We start from the raw sequence: 17753 nt of genomic DNA, 5'->3' as shown, positions 1-17753 counted from the left end.
ATCTTTACTGGTCCCGAAATTCATGCGGAGTCATTCCGTAATGCTTTTTGAACATCTTACTGAAATATTGGGGATTCTGATAGCCCAATTCAGTTGTAATTTCATATATTTTTTTGTTGGAATACTTGAGCAAATAAAGAGCCCGCTCCATTCTCATTCGGATGATATAATCTCCCAGACCTTCTCCGGTTTCAGCTTTATATATTTTCGACAAATAGACCGGATGAAGATAAACCTGATCAGCAAGCGTCTTAACAGACAGCTCCTGACCTTTATCCTGGGAGATGAGCTCCTGAACCTGTTTGACCACATAGCTTTTGGCGCTTTGCTCACTTGCAGACCATTCCGATTTAAGCTTGTTCATCATGGAAAATATCCATTCCTTAAGGTTGGAGAACGATTGAACCATTTTCTGCGCATGCAACGGGTCGAAGCCCGTTTGATCCATCTGCGTAATGAAGCGCCCTTGCTTGTGTGCCGTGTACATAAAGGCGCTCGTAACCGAGATAAACAGCTCATATAAATGTTCGCGGGTATATCCTGCTTCTTCTATCTTCCCAAATACACGGTTCAACTTCGCTTCAGCTTCCTCCCATTGCCTAGACTCCAGTAGATGAGTAAGCGTAGGAGGCATATATAGTCCCTCCAGCGACTTGACTGACCTGTGTGACTGTTCTGTCTGCTCATCCACAAATAGCAACGTATCCGCCTCCTCCCGGTGGTTCCAGTATAAGGATCTTATCGCTGTCTGATATGCCTTAGGCAGCTCCTCCGGGAACATAAACCAACCAGTTACCGTGACGTAAATTTCCCCTTTCAAGTAATTGCTCACATTTTTCCGAAAGGTTTCGATACTCGCCCGCAAAATACTACTATGCTCGTCCATACTAATTTCTGTTATTCGCTTCATTTCATGCTGTTCTGGGACATCATCTGATTCTTCCTTATGATGTATACCATGCTTTTCCAGATTGTTATTCCAATTTGATTCTATTAATACAATTAAGCAGTCATGTGGTGCTTTACAGTGCCAGACGTGAAAATCGGGTGCGAGCACTTCTTCAGCAATATTTCCAATCGCATACTCGATTAAGGATACTGAATGATAATCCATATCAGAAAAATGCTTGCCCATCTGAATAAGCAGCATATCTGCGGGTTGTCCCGTACGTAACATGATTTCGTACTGGGATAACTTGTCCTCTATCATCTGTACAGATAAATCGCGTCCAAGTACCAAATCGTGCATTAAGTGGGTGCGCAGCACACCAAAATCCGTCCTGCGGTTATACTGTAATTGATGAACCTTATTAAAAGCTTCCCATTCTTCCTTTAGCGAATCGATGGCAGCTGATACACATTTCATAAACTCTTCATCATCCACCGGTTTTAAAATATAATCAAAAGCCTTAAGCTGAAGTGCCTTTTTAGCATAATCAAAATCGGCATAGCCTGTTAGTAGCAAACATCGGATATGCGGCCATCGTTCGTTTACCTCAACAATCAACTCCAACCCTGTCATGCCAGGCATACGAATATCCGTAACCAGAATATCAATATCATACGCTTCCAGCACATCCACTGCTGCTAATGCGGAAGCCGCTTGATGAACCCTCTCAATGCCCAGCGCCTCCCATGGAATCGTAGCCACCAGGCTTTCTGTTACATAGCTCTCATCATCTACCAGTAATATCTGAACCATCAGGTCCCTCCATTTTAACCATATTCGAATTTGACGAAGGTTTGAGCTTGATCAAGCTATTCGCCTGCTCTTCTTCTGTTAACAGCGGCCATTTTAAAACCGCGCGCAGTCCCCCCAAAGGTGACAATGAGAAGTCCAGTCCGGCGTCTTCCCCAAAATGTAATCGCATTCGTTGATGCACATTCCATAAACCATAGCCGCTTTCCTCTTCTACAGGCTTGTCAAGTGCTGATCTCAGGGATGTTATAGCCTCCCTGCCCAAACCGAGTCCGTTATCATCCACAATCAAGCACATATATAGCCCGATCTGTTCCGTTGTAATGCGGATTATACCATCCTCTGCTTGAGGTTCTATCCCATGCAGCACCGCATTTTCTATTAGTGGTTGCACTACAAGCAACGGAATCAGCAGACTGTTAGCCTGTGAAGAAACATGAATTGAAAACGTTAGCCGCGGCATACGCATCTGCTGAATTTTCAAATAATAATGAACAAACTCGATTTCCTCCGATAAAGGTACCAAATCCCGTTCCTGTCTTGTCGTATATCGATAATACTTGGACAAATTATGAGCCATTGCCACGACCGCCTCATGATTACGCAGCTTCGCCATACTTGTAATAAAAGAAAAACAATTATAGAAAAAGTGTGGATTAATTTGTGACTGGAGCTGTTTTAGACGTGCTTCCTTCACATGTAGCTTCTCAACATAAACCTTTTCAAACAGCTCCTGAATCTGTCCGACCATCAAATTAAATTGACGAGATAGGAAAGCAAATTCATGACTCCCCTTCGGACTCAATCGAACAGCATAGTCCCCATCCTTTAATCTCCGAAATGCCCGCACAAGCTGAAGAATCGGCACTTGCACCTGTGAATGAAGCAGATAAGCACCAATGAAGCCTACCAGCAGCAAGCCAACAACGGTTATATAAAATAGTCTATTAGATGTGTAAATCGGAGACATCATATCGGACAAAGGCATGTAGTCAATCAAATACCAGCCCGTCGTTTGCGAAAGAACAGCGTGAACAAGGTAACTCTCTTCTCCAACTTTCACGGTCAGATTATCAACTTCATGCAATCCCATCTTCTCCAGTTTCGTAATCAGCTTGCCTGACAGCTCTTCATTCGCAGTACGATTATAGATCACTCCTACGCCTTTTTTATAATAAAAAGGTTCCTTCCGTCCATCGCCTTTGAAACGGTCAAGCATGTCCTGAATATTGCTGCTGTCAAATTCGACCTTAATAATCGTGTTAGCGGTTTCCGGATTACCAAGTGAAGAAAACGGGGATAATGTATACAACGAAAATATAAACTGATCCTTCCCGTACATCCTTTTTTTAGATACCTGCCAGCCGTTTTTAATCATTTGCTTTAATTCTTTCTGATCATAAAAACCGGCTCCTTTTTCTGATACAACACGTCCAAGCGAAGGTGAATAAATATTCAGACCCGTTCTCCAATTCGATGAGCTTTCTTGAAGTCCAAGCTTGGTTTGGATCCGTTTGACAAGGTTAATGCCATCCAGATTGAGAGTCTTATCCTTTAAAAAAATCGCTTGAAAACTGGCTACGTCAGGATCATGAATCAGCAGATGCGGCCAGGAGGATATCATTTCAATATTCGTATTCACCTGATTTTGGAAAAAAGTCAACTGGTTATAATTAGACTGATTCAGCTCCTTACGTAACACATCTGTCGTTGTCTGGTTCGAATACACATACAGGATTAGCACAGGAATAAGCAATACGATAACGATAGAGACGATTTTAGTATAAAAATTAAATCTTAACATGTGTTCTACACATCCTCTGCACAAAAAACAGGCATACATAAATGGTATGCCAGAGCCCTGACCTTCGTTGCCATCAGAACATACTATACATTATTAATGGTTGGCGGTGATAAAATGTTTGATGCTAAGCAAATGGAATGGTTCAATCAACTATCCGCTGAAGATCTGGCGATATTAGGTGCCGGCTTCACTACACTAGGTGATTTTTTTGCTTTTTTGGCATTGATTAGAGCCAAACAGGAGCCTAAGGAAAATAATTTTGTGGCTCTGGTTAGGGCCAAACAGGAGCCTACTAAGGGGAAAAAAAAGTAACGATACGATCTCATAACATATTATTTGACGACAAATTTTACGCGAGTTCCATCCTCATACTCATCCAATTGGTGACTGACCCATGATCCTGCCCCACGATTATCCTTAGGAGCTATGTATTTGACATTTGCACCTTTTCCACCTTCTGAGCACATAGCCATCGGCCATTCGTCACGATCGTATCCTTTACGAGTGGGAACTCCTGTAAGCGAATGCTTGCGATTCTGCTCGGCTCCTTCACGGTCAATTGTGCATATGGATGATTTCCCCGCTTGAATGGCTTCCTTGATATGCTGCGCCGTTTCAGGATAACGACCTGACGGAAATTGCAACGTAACCTGAGCCGATGAAGGCGGGTTCTCTCCTGTCGTTTTCGTAAGAAGATTGGCACCTTCAAACCAATACACGCCAGTAGCTAGCAGCACTAGAGTTATAAAACTTAACAACTTTTTCTTCAATTTTCCTCTTCCCTTCAAGCTATTCCAGTGGACAACCTTCAATCAAGGAAATCCCCGAACTTTATTTTCTATAACCCGACTCAATGAGATATCCAGCGGACAAACCCAAAGAAGGCACACCACAGGAAAAGACTGATCAATATTCCCCAAAATAAACCTTTAAAAAGCTTCATACCGCACTGACAACCTTTCCGACTGGGCTTTGCCCTATTATAACATGCCAGAAAGACTGTTGTCGCAACATGCCACGCATATATCTTAACCATAAATATTTTAATTTTAAAACATAATAATCTGAAGATAAATTGGAATCATTCCGGAAATAAGTTCATCCTATTGGAAATGACAATTGTGATATAAAAAAAATCACATTTTAATCAAAGTTTAATGAAAGTTTTCCGAAAATGATGTATAATTATTGACATAATAAAACGTACGAGGTGATCATCATGGCATTATTAAACAGAGTACAGGAGTTAAAATTGCAACTACCTAGCGAGCATCATAGCATTTCACAATACGTGGAACATGCGCTGCATTCAATTGACAGCTTTGTTGAGCAACATCGTCAATTTATAGCCGCTCAGGCTTTGTATGGTGAAAAAATTAACGGCACGGAAGAAAGACTGTTCCGAGATACCATTTCCGAGATTAAAGCTCAACTGGTGGCCACGCTGGAAAAGACGGTTGAAGACTTCTCACACAAAGGCGACAAACACTGGAAGAACCATTATCAGGACGGCGTAGAATAAGTTGAAAAATAACCCCTGGTCATTGACCGGGGTTATTTTTGCATAAGCGATCATGAAGATTATTTTAACACTCTGACAGAGGTAGCTACAGTCTTACCTTTATAAACCACTTTAATACTGGAATTTCCGTAAGCCAATGCCTTCACCTGTCCTCCGCTAACCTGTACGATAGAAGGCTTGGAGGAAGTCCATACCGCTGAACTTGTCACATTGGTAATTGTGCCTGTGTCATAAACCGCATTCACACTCAGCACATGAGAGGAACCATTAGGAAGCTTCAAGTTCTTGTTACTCAAAACCAGCTTGAGCAGCTTAGGTGTAACCTTGACCTCAATGTTAAACGACTTATTCTGGTATGTGCCCGTAATCGTCGCTGTTCCAATCCCAACCGCTTTGATGGCTGAGCCTTTTACAATCGCCACGGAAGCATTGGATGTTGTCCATTTCACTTTGTTGCTGAGCGTAACTTTTTTACCATCTGTATATGCACCGATGACCTTGACGGATTGACTCCCTTTCAAATTCATTTCAGCGCTTGAAAGGCTTGGCGTCAACGTAGAAATCGTTCCTTCTACGATGACAGGCACTTTCACATATTTATTCAAATACATGGCCTTGATTCCGGAGTTACCGCCGCTTACTGCTTTTACCTTGCCATTTCCCACTGTTACGGCCGCAGTAGTAGCCACCCAGCTTACCTGATTCGTAACATCGAGCGTTCCACCACCAGCCATTTGTGCTTTTACCGTGGGAACACTCACTTCTTGTCCTGCTACCAGCACATACTTTTTCTCGGAAGCGGTCAGCTTGAGCACTTTGTATTGCACAGTTACCGGGATATCCAGCTTGATGGCACCCAATGTAGCTGTCAATGTTGCGCTACCCGGATTCACTGCAACCAGCTTACCGTCTGCGATTTTGACAACACTTTCATTGCTCAGGCTCCACTTTATATCGGATTGTACTGCTTTTTTGGCTCCATTGACCAAGTAAGCAGATATGCTCGGAAGAGCCGTTTTGCTTCCTGTTTCGAGCGATAAGCTCGCTTTGCTTGATACCAGCTTTTCAATGGTCGGCAATACGTTGACCTTCAAGGTCTTGCTCAAGCCGTGATAGGACACAGTAATTACCGAATTTCCTGCGTCCAATGGGCTAATTTTTCCTTGCTCCACTGTGGCAACCAGCGGATTGGAGGAAGTCCATTCTGCAGTGCTGGTGACATCAGTTTTACCTCCGGTAAGGTTCACATCGGTCGCTTTGATCTGAATTGGTGAACTACCCAGAAAGACCGATTGGGAAGCGGATGGATTCAATATTAATGCCTGGGAAGAGGAACGTACATACACGATCGTTTGTGCTTTGAGTTCATCCTTGCTTGCTTTAATGTAAGTCATGCCCTTGGCAAGAGGACGAACCAGACCATCTTCCACTGTAGCCACGGACGGATTCGTGGATGTCCATTCCACATCGGATACTTTTTCTGTACCGCCCGCCGTAAGCGTACCTTGGGCAGTCAATTTCTTCGAATCTCCGCGCACCACCAGATTGATGGGACCAGATGGATCGATTTGCAGCTTGCTGTAAGGCGATTTAACCGTAATCGTTGTGCTTACCGTTTGCTGTTCATATGTGGCAACAACCTTAATTTGCCCTTTTGACACTGGAGTAATAAGTCCCTTATCTACCTTTAATATGCTTGAGTCTCCAGAGATCCATTCTGCCTTTTGTGTAACATCTTCTTTGCCCTTTTCTGTCAATGACCACACTTTTAATTGAGCGGGGTTTCCACCCAGATTAACTGCAGTCGGATTTTGACTGTCCCACTGTACCGTAGAGGTCTTGCTCTCCTCTGCCGCCTGGATCAAACCCGCTGGCAATGCTGCAAATAAAAACATCAGCACAGCAAGTAAGAAGGTACTCCGTTTGCTCATACGTTTCATACGTTCCATTCGTTTCTCTCCCTTAGTTTCAGCTCTATGAAATAGGATATAATTAACAATCCTATTACTTTATCGGTAAACAGCTACTTGATTTGAACCCTTAGGAAGAAAAAAAGGTGGATTATAACAGTTAAAGTTCTCCGTGTAGCGACCTGACCACGAACAGATGACCTTCCTTGGACAAGGTTTGTCCATCATCCAGAACGACATCGTAATCCGTGTGACTGGTCAATTTTGTGTTGTAGGCAATCAGCTGGTCTTCTTTCCAAACGGTCACCGCCGATTGAAAAAGAATGGCATTATCAAACTGCAATGGAACGCTCATCACATAACCGATAGAATTTAGCTTCGCCGGATGACGGCTTCTGCGCTCACGCCCGGGAGGGAGCATCGTAATATACGTTATATTTTCAAAAGGAATAGACAACATCTTCGGGCCTAAAATAACGCACTTGTGCGTGTCATCCCATTTTTCAATCGTGCCGCGCACCTTTTGGGTATGACCGTTGTTGCCGTGATATAAAATGACCTGACGTCCCTTCCATTGACGCATGTCCTCACCTCCAGTGCTAGCGGTTAGGAATCTCCCACCGAATCGGTTCCATTCCATGCTCCAGCAAAAATGCATTGGTTTGCGAAAAAGGCTTGCTGCCGAAAAAGCCCCTATGAGCCGCCAAAGGACTCGGATGGACGGATTTCAAAACCAAATGCTTGCTCGTATTCACAAAGCTTGCTTTCTTTTGAGCATGGCTTCCCCACAAAATGAACACTACCGGCTGCTCACGTTCATTAATCGCCTCAATAACGGCATCCGTGAAACGTTCCCAGCCTATTCCCTGATGAGATTGCGGTTGTCCTTCACGCACGGTCAGCACATTGTTCAGCAGCAGCACTCCCTGCTCTGCCCAAGGAACAAGGTAGCCCTGATTGGGAATGGGGGTGCCGAGATCATCGCGCAGCTCTTTATATATATTTTGCAGAGACGGCGGTGTACGCACACCTGGTCTTACGGAAAAGCTCAAGCCGTGGGCTTGCCCCTCTCCATGATAGGGGTCCTGCCCCAATATAACCGCTTTGGTAAGATGATATGGTGTTAATTTAAGTGCAGAAAACAAATCTTCCTTTGGAGGGTAGACTTTATGTATCTTGTATTCACGTGCTAATGTATACCTCAATTCATTGAAATAAGACTTTTCTACCTCTTCTCGTAAAACTTCATCCCAATCATTACCAAACATAACTCCCGTCTCCTCTCGATATATGGGTCCCGAAATGTTTAAACGTTTTATTCACAAAAAAATAAGCTGGTCTCCCTCATCCGGAGCCAGCTTATTTATTCGTTACCTGTGTTACATGCCGAAGGACCAGGATAGAAACCATACGATAATCAGCTACCGTTGGATCTAAATTCGATTTCCTTATTATAGCATTAACGATAATGGTGTCAAGTAACTGTAAGCCCAAATCCACACGGTACCTCATAAAAATCAAGAGGTTGGCCCAGAATAGTCGGTTAAGCCTTATGAGCTGTTAGATATTCTAGCGCGTTATACAACATAACGGCTGCTTCCGCACGTGTAATCTCACTTTTTGGATTAAACTTTTTACTTGCATCCAAGGTATTGACCTTGTATATCAGCGAACGCTGAATGCTGCCTTGATACGAAGGCTCCAACTTGCTATCATCGGCAATCGTTGCAGGTGCAATTTTGATCATCGGCAGGCTGCCTGATTTTTCCATGCCCTGAATCAGCATATGGGTGAACTCTTCCTTGGTCAGAGTTTTTGAAGGATCGATATTTTGGGGAATCTCCACGCCATTATAATGCGCGTTGATAAAGGCTTCGGCATACCATGCTGTATCCTTAACATGGGTGAACAGTCCGCTGGCCTGTGGCGCCTTATTAAAATCAATAGCGGCCAAACTAAGCTGAAATCCGCCGGAGATTAACTGAATGCCTTGGGCAGCAGTCACTTTAGAGGCGGGGAGAAACTGCGTATCAGAGACCCCTTTGAGCAAACCCTGATTTTGAAGGGAGATGATTTTATCTTTACCGCTTACGCTGTCCAAATCCTTGAACGGATTGCTCGCCGCAAACATTTGACCCCCAAAAGAGAAGGAAAGAAGTGATACTGTGGTCATGGCTGCGAATGCACTTTTTCTCATGTTCATGTCAAGTTCCACCTTGTAGTTGAATTAGGCCGCCCGGCCATTAACAACCTCTTTGACGTAGTACAGGTTGGAAAGGTTGCAAGCGATCTAACAGAGATTCGGATGAAGATTGCGGAATGATCAATTCTTATCTTTTCACACCAATCAGGATGACATCCCCCTCAAAATTATGCATATCGATAACCGTTACATTGTCCTGGAACGCTACCGAAGCTGCTGCAAATCGGCGGTATTCCAGGTCGATAATTGTAAACTTGTATTCTCTAAGATCGGCGTCTAGCTTCAGGACCGTGTTTACAGGCACGTAAATAGCAATTTTTTCGAAGCCTCTGGTTGAGGCAACTCGAATCTCTTCCGTGTTCTTAAGTACTATGTTCCAAGGTTGCAAATCTATCAATCCGTACATCTGAAACAGCCACTTCGCAAATCCATAATCCCACGCTCCCTCAAATTTAAGGGCAGCCTGCCACTCATAGGGGCTGTCAAAACCTTCCCCGGTAACTCCGAAGCGTTTCCCTTTTTTGTGCCAGCTCCATATTCCATGTGCTCCGTAGGTTACGCCGGCTCCCGCACCGGACAAAAGACTTTGCCATGCAGCTTTACGCACGTCGGCACGGCCGAAACGACCGTATTCTCTCCGGCTGTAACCCATCATCTCGTAGCAAGGTTCCGAGTTCAGCACAGGCCGTGTTACCCGCTTGTTGTAGAAGTCCAACGCCAAGGCGTAAGCCTTGGACTGAAACTGCGAATTGTGACCTGATTGGTACATGTAAAAGTCCAAATTAGGATCGTTAATGAACTCATCCGGCACCTCCGCCAGTCTCCCCTGAATGTGCAGAGTAGTCAAGCACTCCGGACTATGCGTCTTCACAACGTGAAGTGCAGTGCGATAATACTCGTTCGCTCGCTCTGACGGGAAGTCGGTATCCCCGCTCACGATATAGATAGGGTGGTACTTTGAGAATCGGTCTGCTGCATAACGCACATACGGTTCCACCGCCTCCAGAGGCATCTTTTTCTCATCACGAAGCTTGGCCGCCCAAGTATCCGGGATATAATTACACCAAAGCAAGACCAGCGCGGGTACAAATCCCTTGCTCACTGCCATCTCGACCATAGTCTCCGCCCTGTCAAAATAGTCTGGATTCAGTGAATAAAAATCGTAGCTCCCGTCCTCAATCTGTGCGAACGGTTCGTGATCCAGATCACTGCCGCTGGCATCCCACTGACGCAACAAATTGATTTGCAGAACATTAAACCCCTGGCTGCTTCTGTAGTCAAGATAATCAGCCCATTCCTCCAGTGAGATGTTGGTAAATGCGCTCCAGACGGTATCCGCCAGATAAAAAAATGGAACTCCTTCATTGACAAAGTAACGTTTGTTCTCCGCTATGCCAAGCTTGATCATACGGCTTCCCCCTTATTGCTGTAATGACAGAAAACGGCGAACAGTTCGCCGCTTTCCGTTTTATTGCTCATTTATGAAGTAACGATACTTGCTTGGGCTCCAGCCGTTCCCTCCTGTTCTGACTTCTCCTGTGCTTCGCGTTCCCTGTTCAACGCTTGTTTATCAAGCGTTCTAAAGAACGGATAGTAAATCAACATACAAACGGGAATGAGCAAAAGCTGTGCAGCAGCAAGTCTCCAGCTCCCCTCAATAAAGCCCAGAACAAAAATCGGAGTGCCAAATGCCGGGTAAATTCCGATGGGTGCAGGCAGCAAGCCCGCAGTTGTCGCAAAATAACCGAGGACGGCGCAGACGATAGGAGAAATGATAAACGGAATAGCCAGGAGCGGATTCAAAACAACTGGAATTCCGAAATTGAGTGGCTCGTGAATCGAGAAGAAAGTCCCCGGAAGGCCGAGCTTGCCAATCGTGCGTAATTGCTTGCTCTTGGCCAAGAAGACCAGCAGGAGAGCGAAGCCCAGCATCGGCGCATAGTTTGAGAAGATATACCAGAAAGCCAGCCCGATAATGTTCGGTAGCGGAGCTCCCGCCTGGAAAGCGTCGAGATTGGCAAGATCCAGGCTCATCCAGATCGGTTTGACGATGGCAAGCGTTACGATTGCACCGTGGATTCCGAACATCCAGAGCACCTGCATAATGATGAGGGCGACAATCATAGCCCCCAGTGATCCACCCAGTCCTTCCAGTGGCACTTGCAGATAGGTATAAATAAACTCATGGACCGTACCGAATGACGTATGCATGAACAGACCGGAAACAATAACGAATACCATAGCTACGAGTATCGCCGGAATTAATCCTGAGAATGTTTTGACAACGGTGGGCGGTACTCCTTCGGGCATTTTAATGGTCCAGTTGCGATCGACAATCCAGATATACAATCGGGAAGCCAGCAAGCCAACCAACATAGCAACAAACAAACCCTGCGCACCGAGCCACTGAAGTGGAAGCGCCCGGACTTTATCGAATGTTTGAATCGGCGTCAAAATAAGAAACGAGAGCAGTGCCGTTGCTGCGGGAATCAGCGGATCCTTGTCAAAAGCTTGCGCCAGTCTGTAGGCGATGAAGAAGACTGCATAAAGGGCGATGATGCCAGTTGTCATCGTCGATCCTAATCCGATAATACCCTTGATCGGTGCAATGAGGTTCTGGTAAGGCTCCCAGGCAAGTGCGGAAAAAAGGGTCGAAAATGCCCCGATAATCAAAAAAGGAAGGGTGGACATCAGTCCATTTGAAATAGCGCTCATATAGCGATTTTGCTGAATTTTCCCAGCGTATCTTTGCAACTTATGCGATAGTTTTTTTTCGTTAGCCATTTTCCTTCAACTCCTGCTTTAGACTTTCATCTGTTGAACAATAATCTAGAGAGCGCTTCCATTTGAGGAAATCACATTTTTGTACCCATGGAAACTTGTGAATAAGGCAATGTCTTCCTTTATAGATTTAACGCTTCGGCAAGTACCTTTTCGCCATTCATCATGCCATAATCCATTCTGTCAATTACGCTTACTTTGATGCCTTTAGGCTCGTATCTGGTTTTAAAATCGTCTTCCAGGTAGCCGACCTGCGGTCCAATTAGGAGTACATCCGTTTTGTCCGCATACTCTTTAAAGGAGCTTTCGGAAGTAGCTCTGATCTCAACCTCAACATTTTGAGCCTGTGCGGCCTTCTGCATTTTCTGTACCAGCATACTTGTAGACATTCCTGCTGCGCATACGAGCGTAATTTGTTTCATTTGTTATTCCTCCCCGATAATGGTGTGATGGATACTGCTGCTTCGTAACGGTTCAATCTGCTGTAAAGTTCCACGATATGCCCCGCCAGATCCTTTGTCGTAATGGCTGACATGAGATGGTCTTGTGCATGCACCATTAGCAGTGTCACTTCATGAGTTGTCCCACCCGCTTCCTGCTGGATCAGTCGCGTCTGTGATTTATGCGCTTGGACCAGCTCGTTTTTGCATTCTTCAAGACATTCTGCTGCCTGCTCCGCATTACCCTTCTCGGCAAAGCTGATAGCTTCCATAGCTTTACTCTTCGCAATACCCGAATTTGTTATAAGTCCCATTATGATTTCCTGATACTCATCCATTGAATTCACCTCATGCATTTCATCTCTTTAGCTTACAGATTCAGTGTATACGATTCTTGCCGACTTCTAAACGCAACTCTTTTCCACTAGAAGCGGAAATGCTTACAATGAAAAAAATAGAAAAACTCCGCACGATGCTTGTCCAGAATCCAAGCAGATGTCGTGCAGAGCTTTATTTTAATACAGTTTATGTTTGACGATAATTTGAGCAAAATCTCCATAGGTTTTGCATTCCAGCATCTGCTGGATAATATCGGAGTCGTCAACCAATCCCATCAGATGCTTATACATTTTCGCCGGGGGCTCGTCACCGTTTTTGTTAATACTGAGCAGGCAGACGAGCTGCACAGGCTTGCCAGACCAATCTATGGGAGATTTCAGTGTACAGACCGCCCATACCGTCCGATTGCTTTGCGGAATAATGGGATGAGGAATGGCTACCAGATTTCCGTAAGCTGTAGGAGCAGCATTTTCTCTTTCCAGCACCAGTCCGATGAATCCCTCGGAAGAGCGGATCAATCCGGAAGCATGCATTCTTTCTCCCAAAAAAGTAATGATCTCTTCCTTTGTGGTGAAGTTCTGTCTTAGAAATACAAGCTCTTCCATAATATAGCGGAAAGTATACTCCCCTTCACCCGTCAGCAGCTCTTCAATCTTATCGATGTCACCGCCGCCAAGCAGAGTCTGGACTACCACGACCGGAACGGATAATGTCTGCGGGATTGGAACTGTGCTTACCACAAAATCAATGTCATGCAGAGGAACCTGCTGCAACTTGTAATACTCGGTCGTGCCAGCAACCTCAAGCCTTTCACCGAACTTGCTACGCAACTTGTAATACAGCAAGCGGGCACTTCCAACACCCGAAGTGCACACGACAAGGCAGCGTTTAGGTCTGTTGTTCATCTGCTGCCTTTCCATGGCGGCTCCGATATGAATCGCCAAATAACCCATTTCTGTCTCTGGTATAGCCATATTCAACTTGCTCTCGATCAGCTTGGCACCTATGACCCCCGCCTGAAAAGCCAAAGGATAATTATTCTTTACATGATCCAGCATCGGATTACGGATATTCATCCCATATTTTACGCGATTCAGTGCCGACTTCAGGTGAAGACATATGCCCATTAACAGTTCTTGATCCCGGCTGATATTCAGGTTAAAGCCCTTGTCAATTTCATCCAGCATTTCTCTGCCAAGCTCATAAATTCCCCGATCCAAGAGCTTCTGAGGCCCCGCCTCTACCGTCTGTTGCTCCGTAATTCCCTCAAACCACTTGTTCCCGGCCAGATGCATGGCGATATAAGCAACTTCATCTTCCGGAAAGGTCAAATCCATTTCCTTTTCAATGTGGCAAACAATATGCTCAGCGGCTCGAAATTCCTCGGTAGCCCGAAAACCTCCCTTTTCATCGGAAAGCATCGCGACCCGGTTCCCATTACGAATGCGCTTGCAAGCTATAGCGATATGAATGGACAGGTTGTTGAAGGCAACATCCGACAAGGCGACCCCGTGGTTCTGGATTTGCTCCATAATAATACCGCGAATCAGTGTCATTTCCCATGGAGATACCATCCTCGACGCAGCCTCCACACCCCCAGTCCTTTCTTCAGAACGGTTGACGATGAATTCAGACATGCAGAAACGTAAGCGAACCTCGTCGCCCCTCAGCTTGACACCGTAATTCGGGCGCTTATCAATGCCGATTCCGTATGCCTGCAGCATATGCTTAACCTCTTTGAAATCATTTTGTACGGTGGATTTGCTAATGTATAACTCATCCGCCAACTCTTCCAGCTTCAAATAATTTTCTGTAAACAGGAGGCGCGAGATTAAATAACGCTGTCGGTATTCAGGAGAATTGGGATCATCCGGTTCGTTATACAGGAACAACTGCTGTAGGAGCGTACGAAAGCTGCGGTCGTCCGTGATTTTCAGTTCATACCCCCTTGAACGAACAGGCTGAATCGATGCTCCATGCTTGGCCAGAAATTCATCCAGTTCTCTGATATCGCTACGTACGGTACGTGAAGTAACCTGGATCAATTTTGCCAGATGCTCGCTCTTGACAGGAGTGTCCGCAGCCAGCAAATGCTGTAGAATCGAAACCATTCGCGTATTCATTCAAAGTGACCCCCTCCCGTTCTTTTGTCCAAATCTGTCCTCTACTCAGACCTGCTCGGTTACCTCGCCTTTAGATACGAAAGTGGCAGGAGCAGCACAGGAATTGCGCTCTACAAATTTCGTATCCACTGTGATTTTTGCCGTAACCTGCGTTCCCTGCTCAATAGTATCGGTCAGGAGATCGACAGCAAGAACGGCCATTCTTTCTTTTTCTACATGAATGGTCGTTAGCTCCGGCGTGACAATGACCGATTCCGTAATGTTGTCAAAGCCGATAATTGAAGTATCCTGCGGCACCCGGATACCAAGCTCGCTCATGGTCTTCATAGCACTGATAGCAATATAGTCGCATTCGCAAAACCAGACCGTCGGTAAAGTTTTTCCGCTCTCCATATAAACAGTTAGCTGCCGATTCAGATCCTGCTGCGATGTAAGAATGGTTGGAGCTACCGCCAGCATTAGTGTCTCCGGAATCTTCAGCCCCCGTTCCATGAGTGCCGCCAAAAATCCGCGTTTACGTTCCTCAAAATTATGAATCCGTACATTAGAAGCAATATATCCGATTGAGGTATGGCCCATGTCGCATAAATAAGCTCCTGCCTGATAAGCACCCATAACATTATTAATCTGGATAAATTGTACGGGAAGCGTATCAAAGCAGGTATCCAGCACAATCAGATTCGGCAGCTTGGCATGAATATCACTGATTTGCTCACGGGTCAGATTGGTTCCCAGAACGATAGTCCCTGCACTGCGTTTCTCCTCTGCAACCATCTGGATATCCCTCTGGAAAAATTCTACGTCGACCGTCGAAAAGATCAAAGAATACCCTTTTTGTCGGCAACGCTCCTCAATAAACTGGATTAATTCTTTAAAAAATGGCTGTTGATAGTATTCCTCAAGGACAATACCCGAATTGGTACACACGAGAAAAAGCAAGGACTTATCACTTCTCGTAGCCGTTATCGTCTTACTTTTGGGACTGTATCCTGCCTCGTGGGCTACCTGGAGAATACGTTCACGCGTATCTGGACCAATTCCCGGCTTGCCACTGAAGGCCAGTGAAACAGCTGATTTGGATACGTTGGCCAGCTTAGCGATGTCTTCCATTTTCATGCCCTAATTCTCCATTCTCAATAAGATGAACACAGCAGTGAAGTGAATAACTGAAGTTTACACCGAAGTGAGATACGATGCAATATTTAGCTGAATTTATTCATATTTGTTTAGTTATTAGTTTAGTTATACAACTAAATATCACTAAATAGTTCATTGACACCGCTTTAATTCGATGTTACTATGGCTTCGACATAGAAATAGTCATCGAATTTAGTTTTTTTCAACTAAACTTATTACTTTAATTTAGTTAATTCATTTTATTTTGTTCAGCAAATGTTGTTTATTCGAGTACAGAGGAGACATGATCATGAAGAAATTAAAGTTGGGTTATGCTCCGACGCGCCGATTTACGTTCAGCGCCGACGATGCCTTTAAGTACAAAGTGGAAATTCGCAAGAAAATTGAGAGCTTTGGCATGGATATCGACATTGTAGACCTGGAGGGCCTTAATGAGGAAGGCTTGCTGTATGACGACCATATAAACGCGGATTTAATTGCAAAGCGATTCAAAGAGGAAGAAGTCGACGCTGTTTTTTTCCCACATTGCAACTTTGGTACAGAAGATACTGTAGCCCGTGTAGGCAAAGCGCTCGGCAAGCCCGTCCTGTTGTGGGGACCGCGGGATGAAGCGCCGCTCGCGGACGGCATGCGCCTTCGCGACACCCAATGCGGTATTTTCGCCACAGGTAAAGTGTTGCGAAGATTCGACGTTCCCTTCACTTATGTAACGAACAGTTGGGTGAATGATCCGGTTTTTGAAAGGGGCTTTACCAACTTTGTGGCTGCCGCCAACGTTGTGCGTCAGTTCAAGAGCTTGCGCATTCTCCAAATTGGCCCCCGCCCCGCTTCGTTCTGGACGATGATGTGCAATGAAGGTGAGCTGCTCGAACGCTTCGGCATTGAGATTCACCCCATTACCCTTGTCGACATTCAACTGAGAACCAAAAAAATCGCCTCCAGCAACAGCTCTGAGCTTCTGGAAACGATGGATTACATTAAAGAAAAACTCGATTACAGCGAAGTGACCGAAGATGACGTAAAACGGATAGCTGCTTTAAAGGTTGCCATGAAATCTTTCGCCCGTGAGACAGGAAGCAGCGCTATCGCGATCCAGTGCTGGTCCTCTTTACAGGATGCCCTATCTATTATGCCATGTCTTGCCAACGCTATCCTGACTGACGAGCAAATTCCAGTTACTTGTGAAACAGATATCCATGGAGCCATTACTTCCATTATGGTGCAGGCCGCCGCCATGAACACATTGCCGACCTTCTTCGCGGATATTACTGTTCGGCATCCCGAGAATGATAACGGCGAACTTCTCTTCCACTGTGGCAATTTCCCGGTCTCGCTCTCCGTAGAGAACAAACCGAAATTGCGTAAGCATTTTCTCTTCGACGACCATTCGCCCGGAACGCATGAAGGTGAAATCCGCGGTGGCGGTATGACTATTGCCCGATTCGACGGCGACCACGGTGAGTACTCCATGTTCCTCGGGCGTGCCCGGGGTATTGAAGGTCCTTATACCCGCGGCTCCTATGTATGGGTGGAAGTAAACGATTGGCCGCTGTGGGAGGAAAAGCTCGTAAAAGGGCCTTACGTCCATCATTCCGTAGGTATCCACGCCAATGTGATCCCGGCCATTTATGAGGCCTGCAATTATATACCCGGCCTGACGCCTGACCCGGTCGATCCCACGGAACAGGAAATTCAAAGCTGGCTTAGAGGATCCGATCTCGCCCGTAATAAGCGCCCGAGCATTCACGTTTGAGATGTCTAAATCGCCAAAACCCATCCCTATTATATCTATCTT

General features: G+C 45.4%; 16 protein-coding genes. 3 read left to right on the top strand and 13 right to left on the bottom strand.

What is annotated here, in order from left to right:
- Positions 1 to 4: 4 nt before the first annotated feature.
- Positions 5 to 1702, bottom strand: a complete 1698-nt coding sequence (locus ABH897_RS04665; protein WP_404591307.1) for a response regulator transcription factor — start codon at positions 1700 to 1702, stop codon at positions 5 to 7.
- On the bottom strand, positions 1677 to 3503 hold the full coding sequence (locus tag ABH897_RS04660; protein WP_404518817.1) for a sensor histidine kinase: 1827 nt from the start codon (positions 3501 to 3503) through the stop codon (positions 1677 to 1679). Before ABH897_RS04660 ends, ABH897_RS04665 begins: the two co-directional genes overlap by 26 nt.
- 114 nt (positions 3504 to 3617) lie before the next feature.
- Here ABH897_RS04660 and ABH897_RS04655 point away from each other — a divergent pair, with 114 nt between their 5' ends.
- Entirely contained in the window at positions 3618 to 3815 is a 198-nt protein-coding gene (locus tag ABH897_RS04655; protein WP_044648210.1) for a hypothetical protein, read from the top strand.
- Between the two features lie 20 nt (positions 3816 to 3835).
- Here the strand turns inward: ABH897_RS04655 and ABH897_RS04650 are convergent, their stop codons facing one another.
- Positions 3836 to 4273 (bottom strand): NucA/NucB deoxyribonuclease domain-containing protein, encoded by a 438-nt coding sequence (locus tag ABH897_RS04650; RefSeq protein WP_283652430.1) that lies wholly within the window; start codon positions 4271 to 4273, stop codon positions 3836 to 3838.
- A 449-nt stretch (positions 4274 to 4722) separates the two neighbouring features.
- On the opposite strand from ABH897_RS04650, the gene ABH897_RS04645 reads away from it, so the two are divergent.
- Complete coding sequence (locus tag ABH897_RS04645) at positions 4723 to 5025, top strand: hypothetical protein (RefSeq protein WP_025683436.1); 303 nt, start codon at positions 4723 to 4725, stop codon at positions 5023 to 5025.
- 59 nt (positions 5026 to 5084) lie between these two features.
- On the opposite strand, the gene ABH897_RS04640 is transcribed toward ABH897_RS04645, so the two are convergent.
- The 10 genes from ABH897_RS04640 to ABH897_RS04595 all read right to left on the bottom strand — a co-directional run bounded on the left by ABH897_RS04640 (position 5085) and on the right by ABH897_RS04595 (position 15937).
- Complete coding sequence (locus ABH897_RS04640; RefSeq protein ID WP_404518816.1) at positions 5085 to 6974, bottom strand: Ig-like domain-containing protein; 1890 nt, start codon at positions 6972 to 6974, stop codon at positions 5085 to 5087.
- A gap of 121 nt (positions 6975 to 7095) precedes the next feature.
- Entirely contained in the window at positions 7096 to 7518 is a 423-nt protein-coding gene (locus tag ABH897_RS04635) for a YolD-like family protein (RefSeq protein ID WP_044648213.1), read from the bottom strand.
- Between the two features lie 16 nt (positions 7519 to 7534).
- The gene (locus tag ABH897_RS04630; RefSeq protein WP_283652433.1) at positions 7535 to 8203 is read right to left on the bottom strand and encodes a uracil-DNA glycosylase; all 669 of its coding nucleotides are present in this window, start codon (positions 8201 to 8203) and stop codon (positions 7535 to 7537) included.
- Positions 8204 to 8478: 275 nt separating this feature from the next.
- Positions 8479 to 9138: an S-layer homology domain-containing protein gene (locus tag ABH897_RS04625; RefSeq protein WP_283652434.1), complete on the bottom strand. Its 660-nt coding sequence runs from the start codon at positions 9136 to 9138 to the stop codon at positions 8479 to 8481.
- A 127-nt stretch (positions 9139 to 9265) separates the two neighbouring features.
- Positions 9266 to 10546, bottom strand: coding sequence for a glycoside hydrolase family 140 protein (locus tag ABH897_RS04620; protein WP_404518814.1), 1281 nt, complete (start codon positions 10544 to 10546; stop codon positions 9266 to 9268).
- A 71-nt stretch (positions 10547 to 10617) separates the two neighbouring features.
- The gene (locus ABH897_RS04615; protein ID WP_404518812.1) at positions 10618 to 11922 is read right to left on the bottom strand and encodes a PTS sugar transporter subunit IIC; all 1305 of its coding nucleotides are present in this window, start codon (positions 11920 to 11922) and stop codon (positions 10618 to 10620) included.
- Positions 11923 to 12041: 119 nt separating this feature from the next.
- Entirely contained in the window at positions 12042 to 12341 is a 300-nt protein-coding gene (locus tag ABH897_RS04610) for a PTS sugar transporter subunit IIB (RefSeq protein ID WP_283652436.1), read from the bottom strand.
- Entirely contained in the window at positions 12338 to 12697 is a 360-nt protein-coding gene (locus tag ABH897_RS04605) for a PTS sugar transporter subunit IIA (protein ID WP_283652437.1), read from the bottom strand. The genes ABH897_RS04610 and ABH897_RS04605 overlap by 4 nt, the downstream gene beginning before the upstream one ends.
- A 177-nt stretch (positions 12698 to 12874) precedes the next feature.
- Positions 12875 to 14821 carry a BglG family transcription antiterminator gene (locus ABH897_RS04600; RefSeq protein WP_404591304.1) on the bottom strand — a complete coding sequence of 649 codons (1947 nt, stop codon included), beginning with the start codon at positions 14819 to 14821 and terminating at the stop codon, positions 12875 to 12877.
- Positions 14822 to 14866: 45 nt separating this feature from the next.
- Complete coding sequence (locus tag ABH897_RS04595) at positions 14867 to 15937, bottom strand: LacI family DNA-binding transcriptional regulator (protein WP_404591302.1); 1071 nt, start codon at positions 15935 to 15937, stop codon at positions 14867 to 14869.
- A 310-nt stretch (positions 15938 to 16247) separates the two neighbouring features.
- Between ABH897_RS04595 and ABH897_RS04590 the strand changes: the two genes are divergently transcribed.
- Positions 16248 to 17711, top strand: a complete 1464-nt coding sequence (locus ABH897_RS04590) for an L-fucose/L-arabinose isomerase family protein (RefSeq protein ID WP_404518808.1) — start codon at positions 16248 to 16250, stop codon at positions 17709 to 17711.
- The last annotated feature ends 42 nt before the right edge of the window (positions 17712 to 17753 follow it).

This window comes from Paenibacillus sp. RC73 (assembly GCF_044908085.1).
Classification (GTDB): domain Bacteria; phylum Bacillota; class Bacilli; order Paenibacillales; family Paenibacillaceae; genus Paenibacillus; species Paenibacillus terrae_A.
This window is presented reverse-complemented; position numbering and strand designations above follow the sequence as displayed.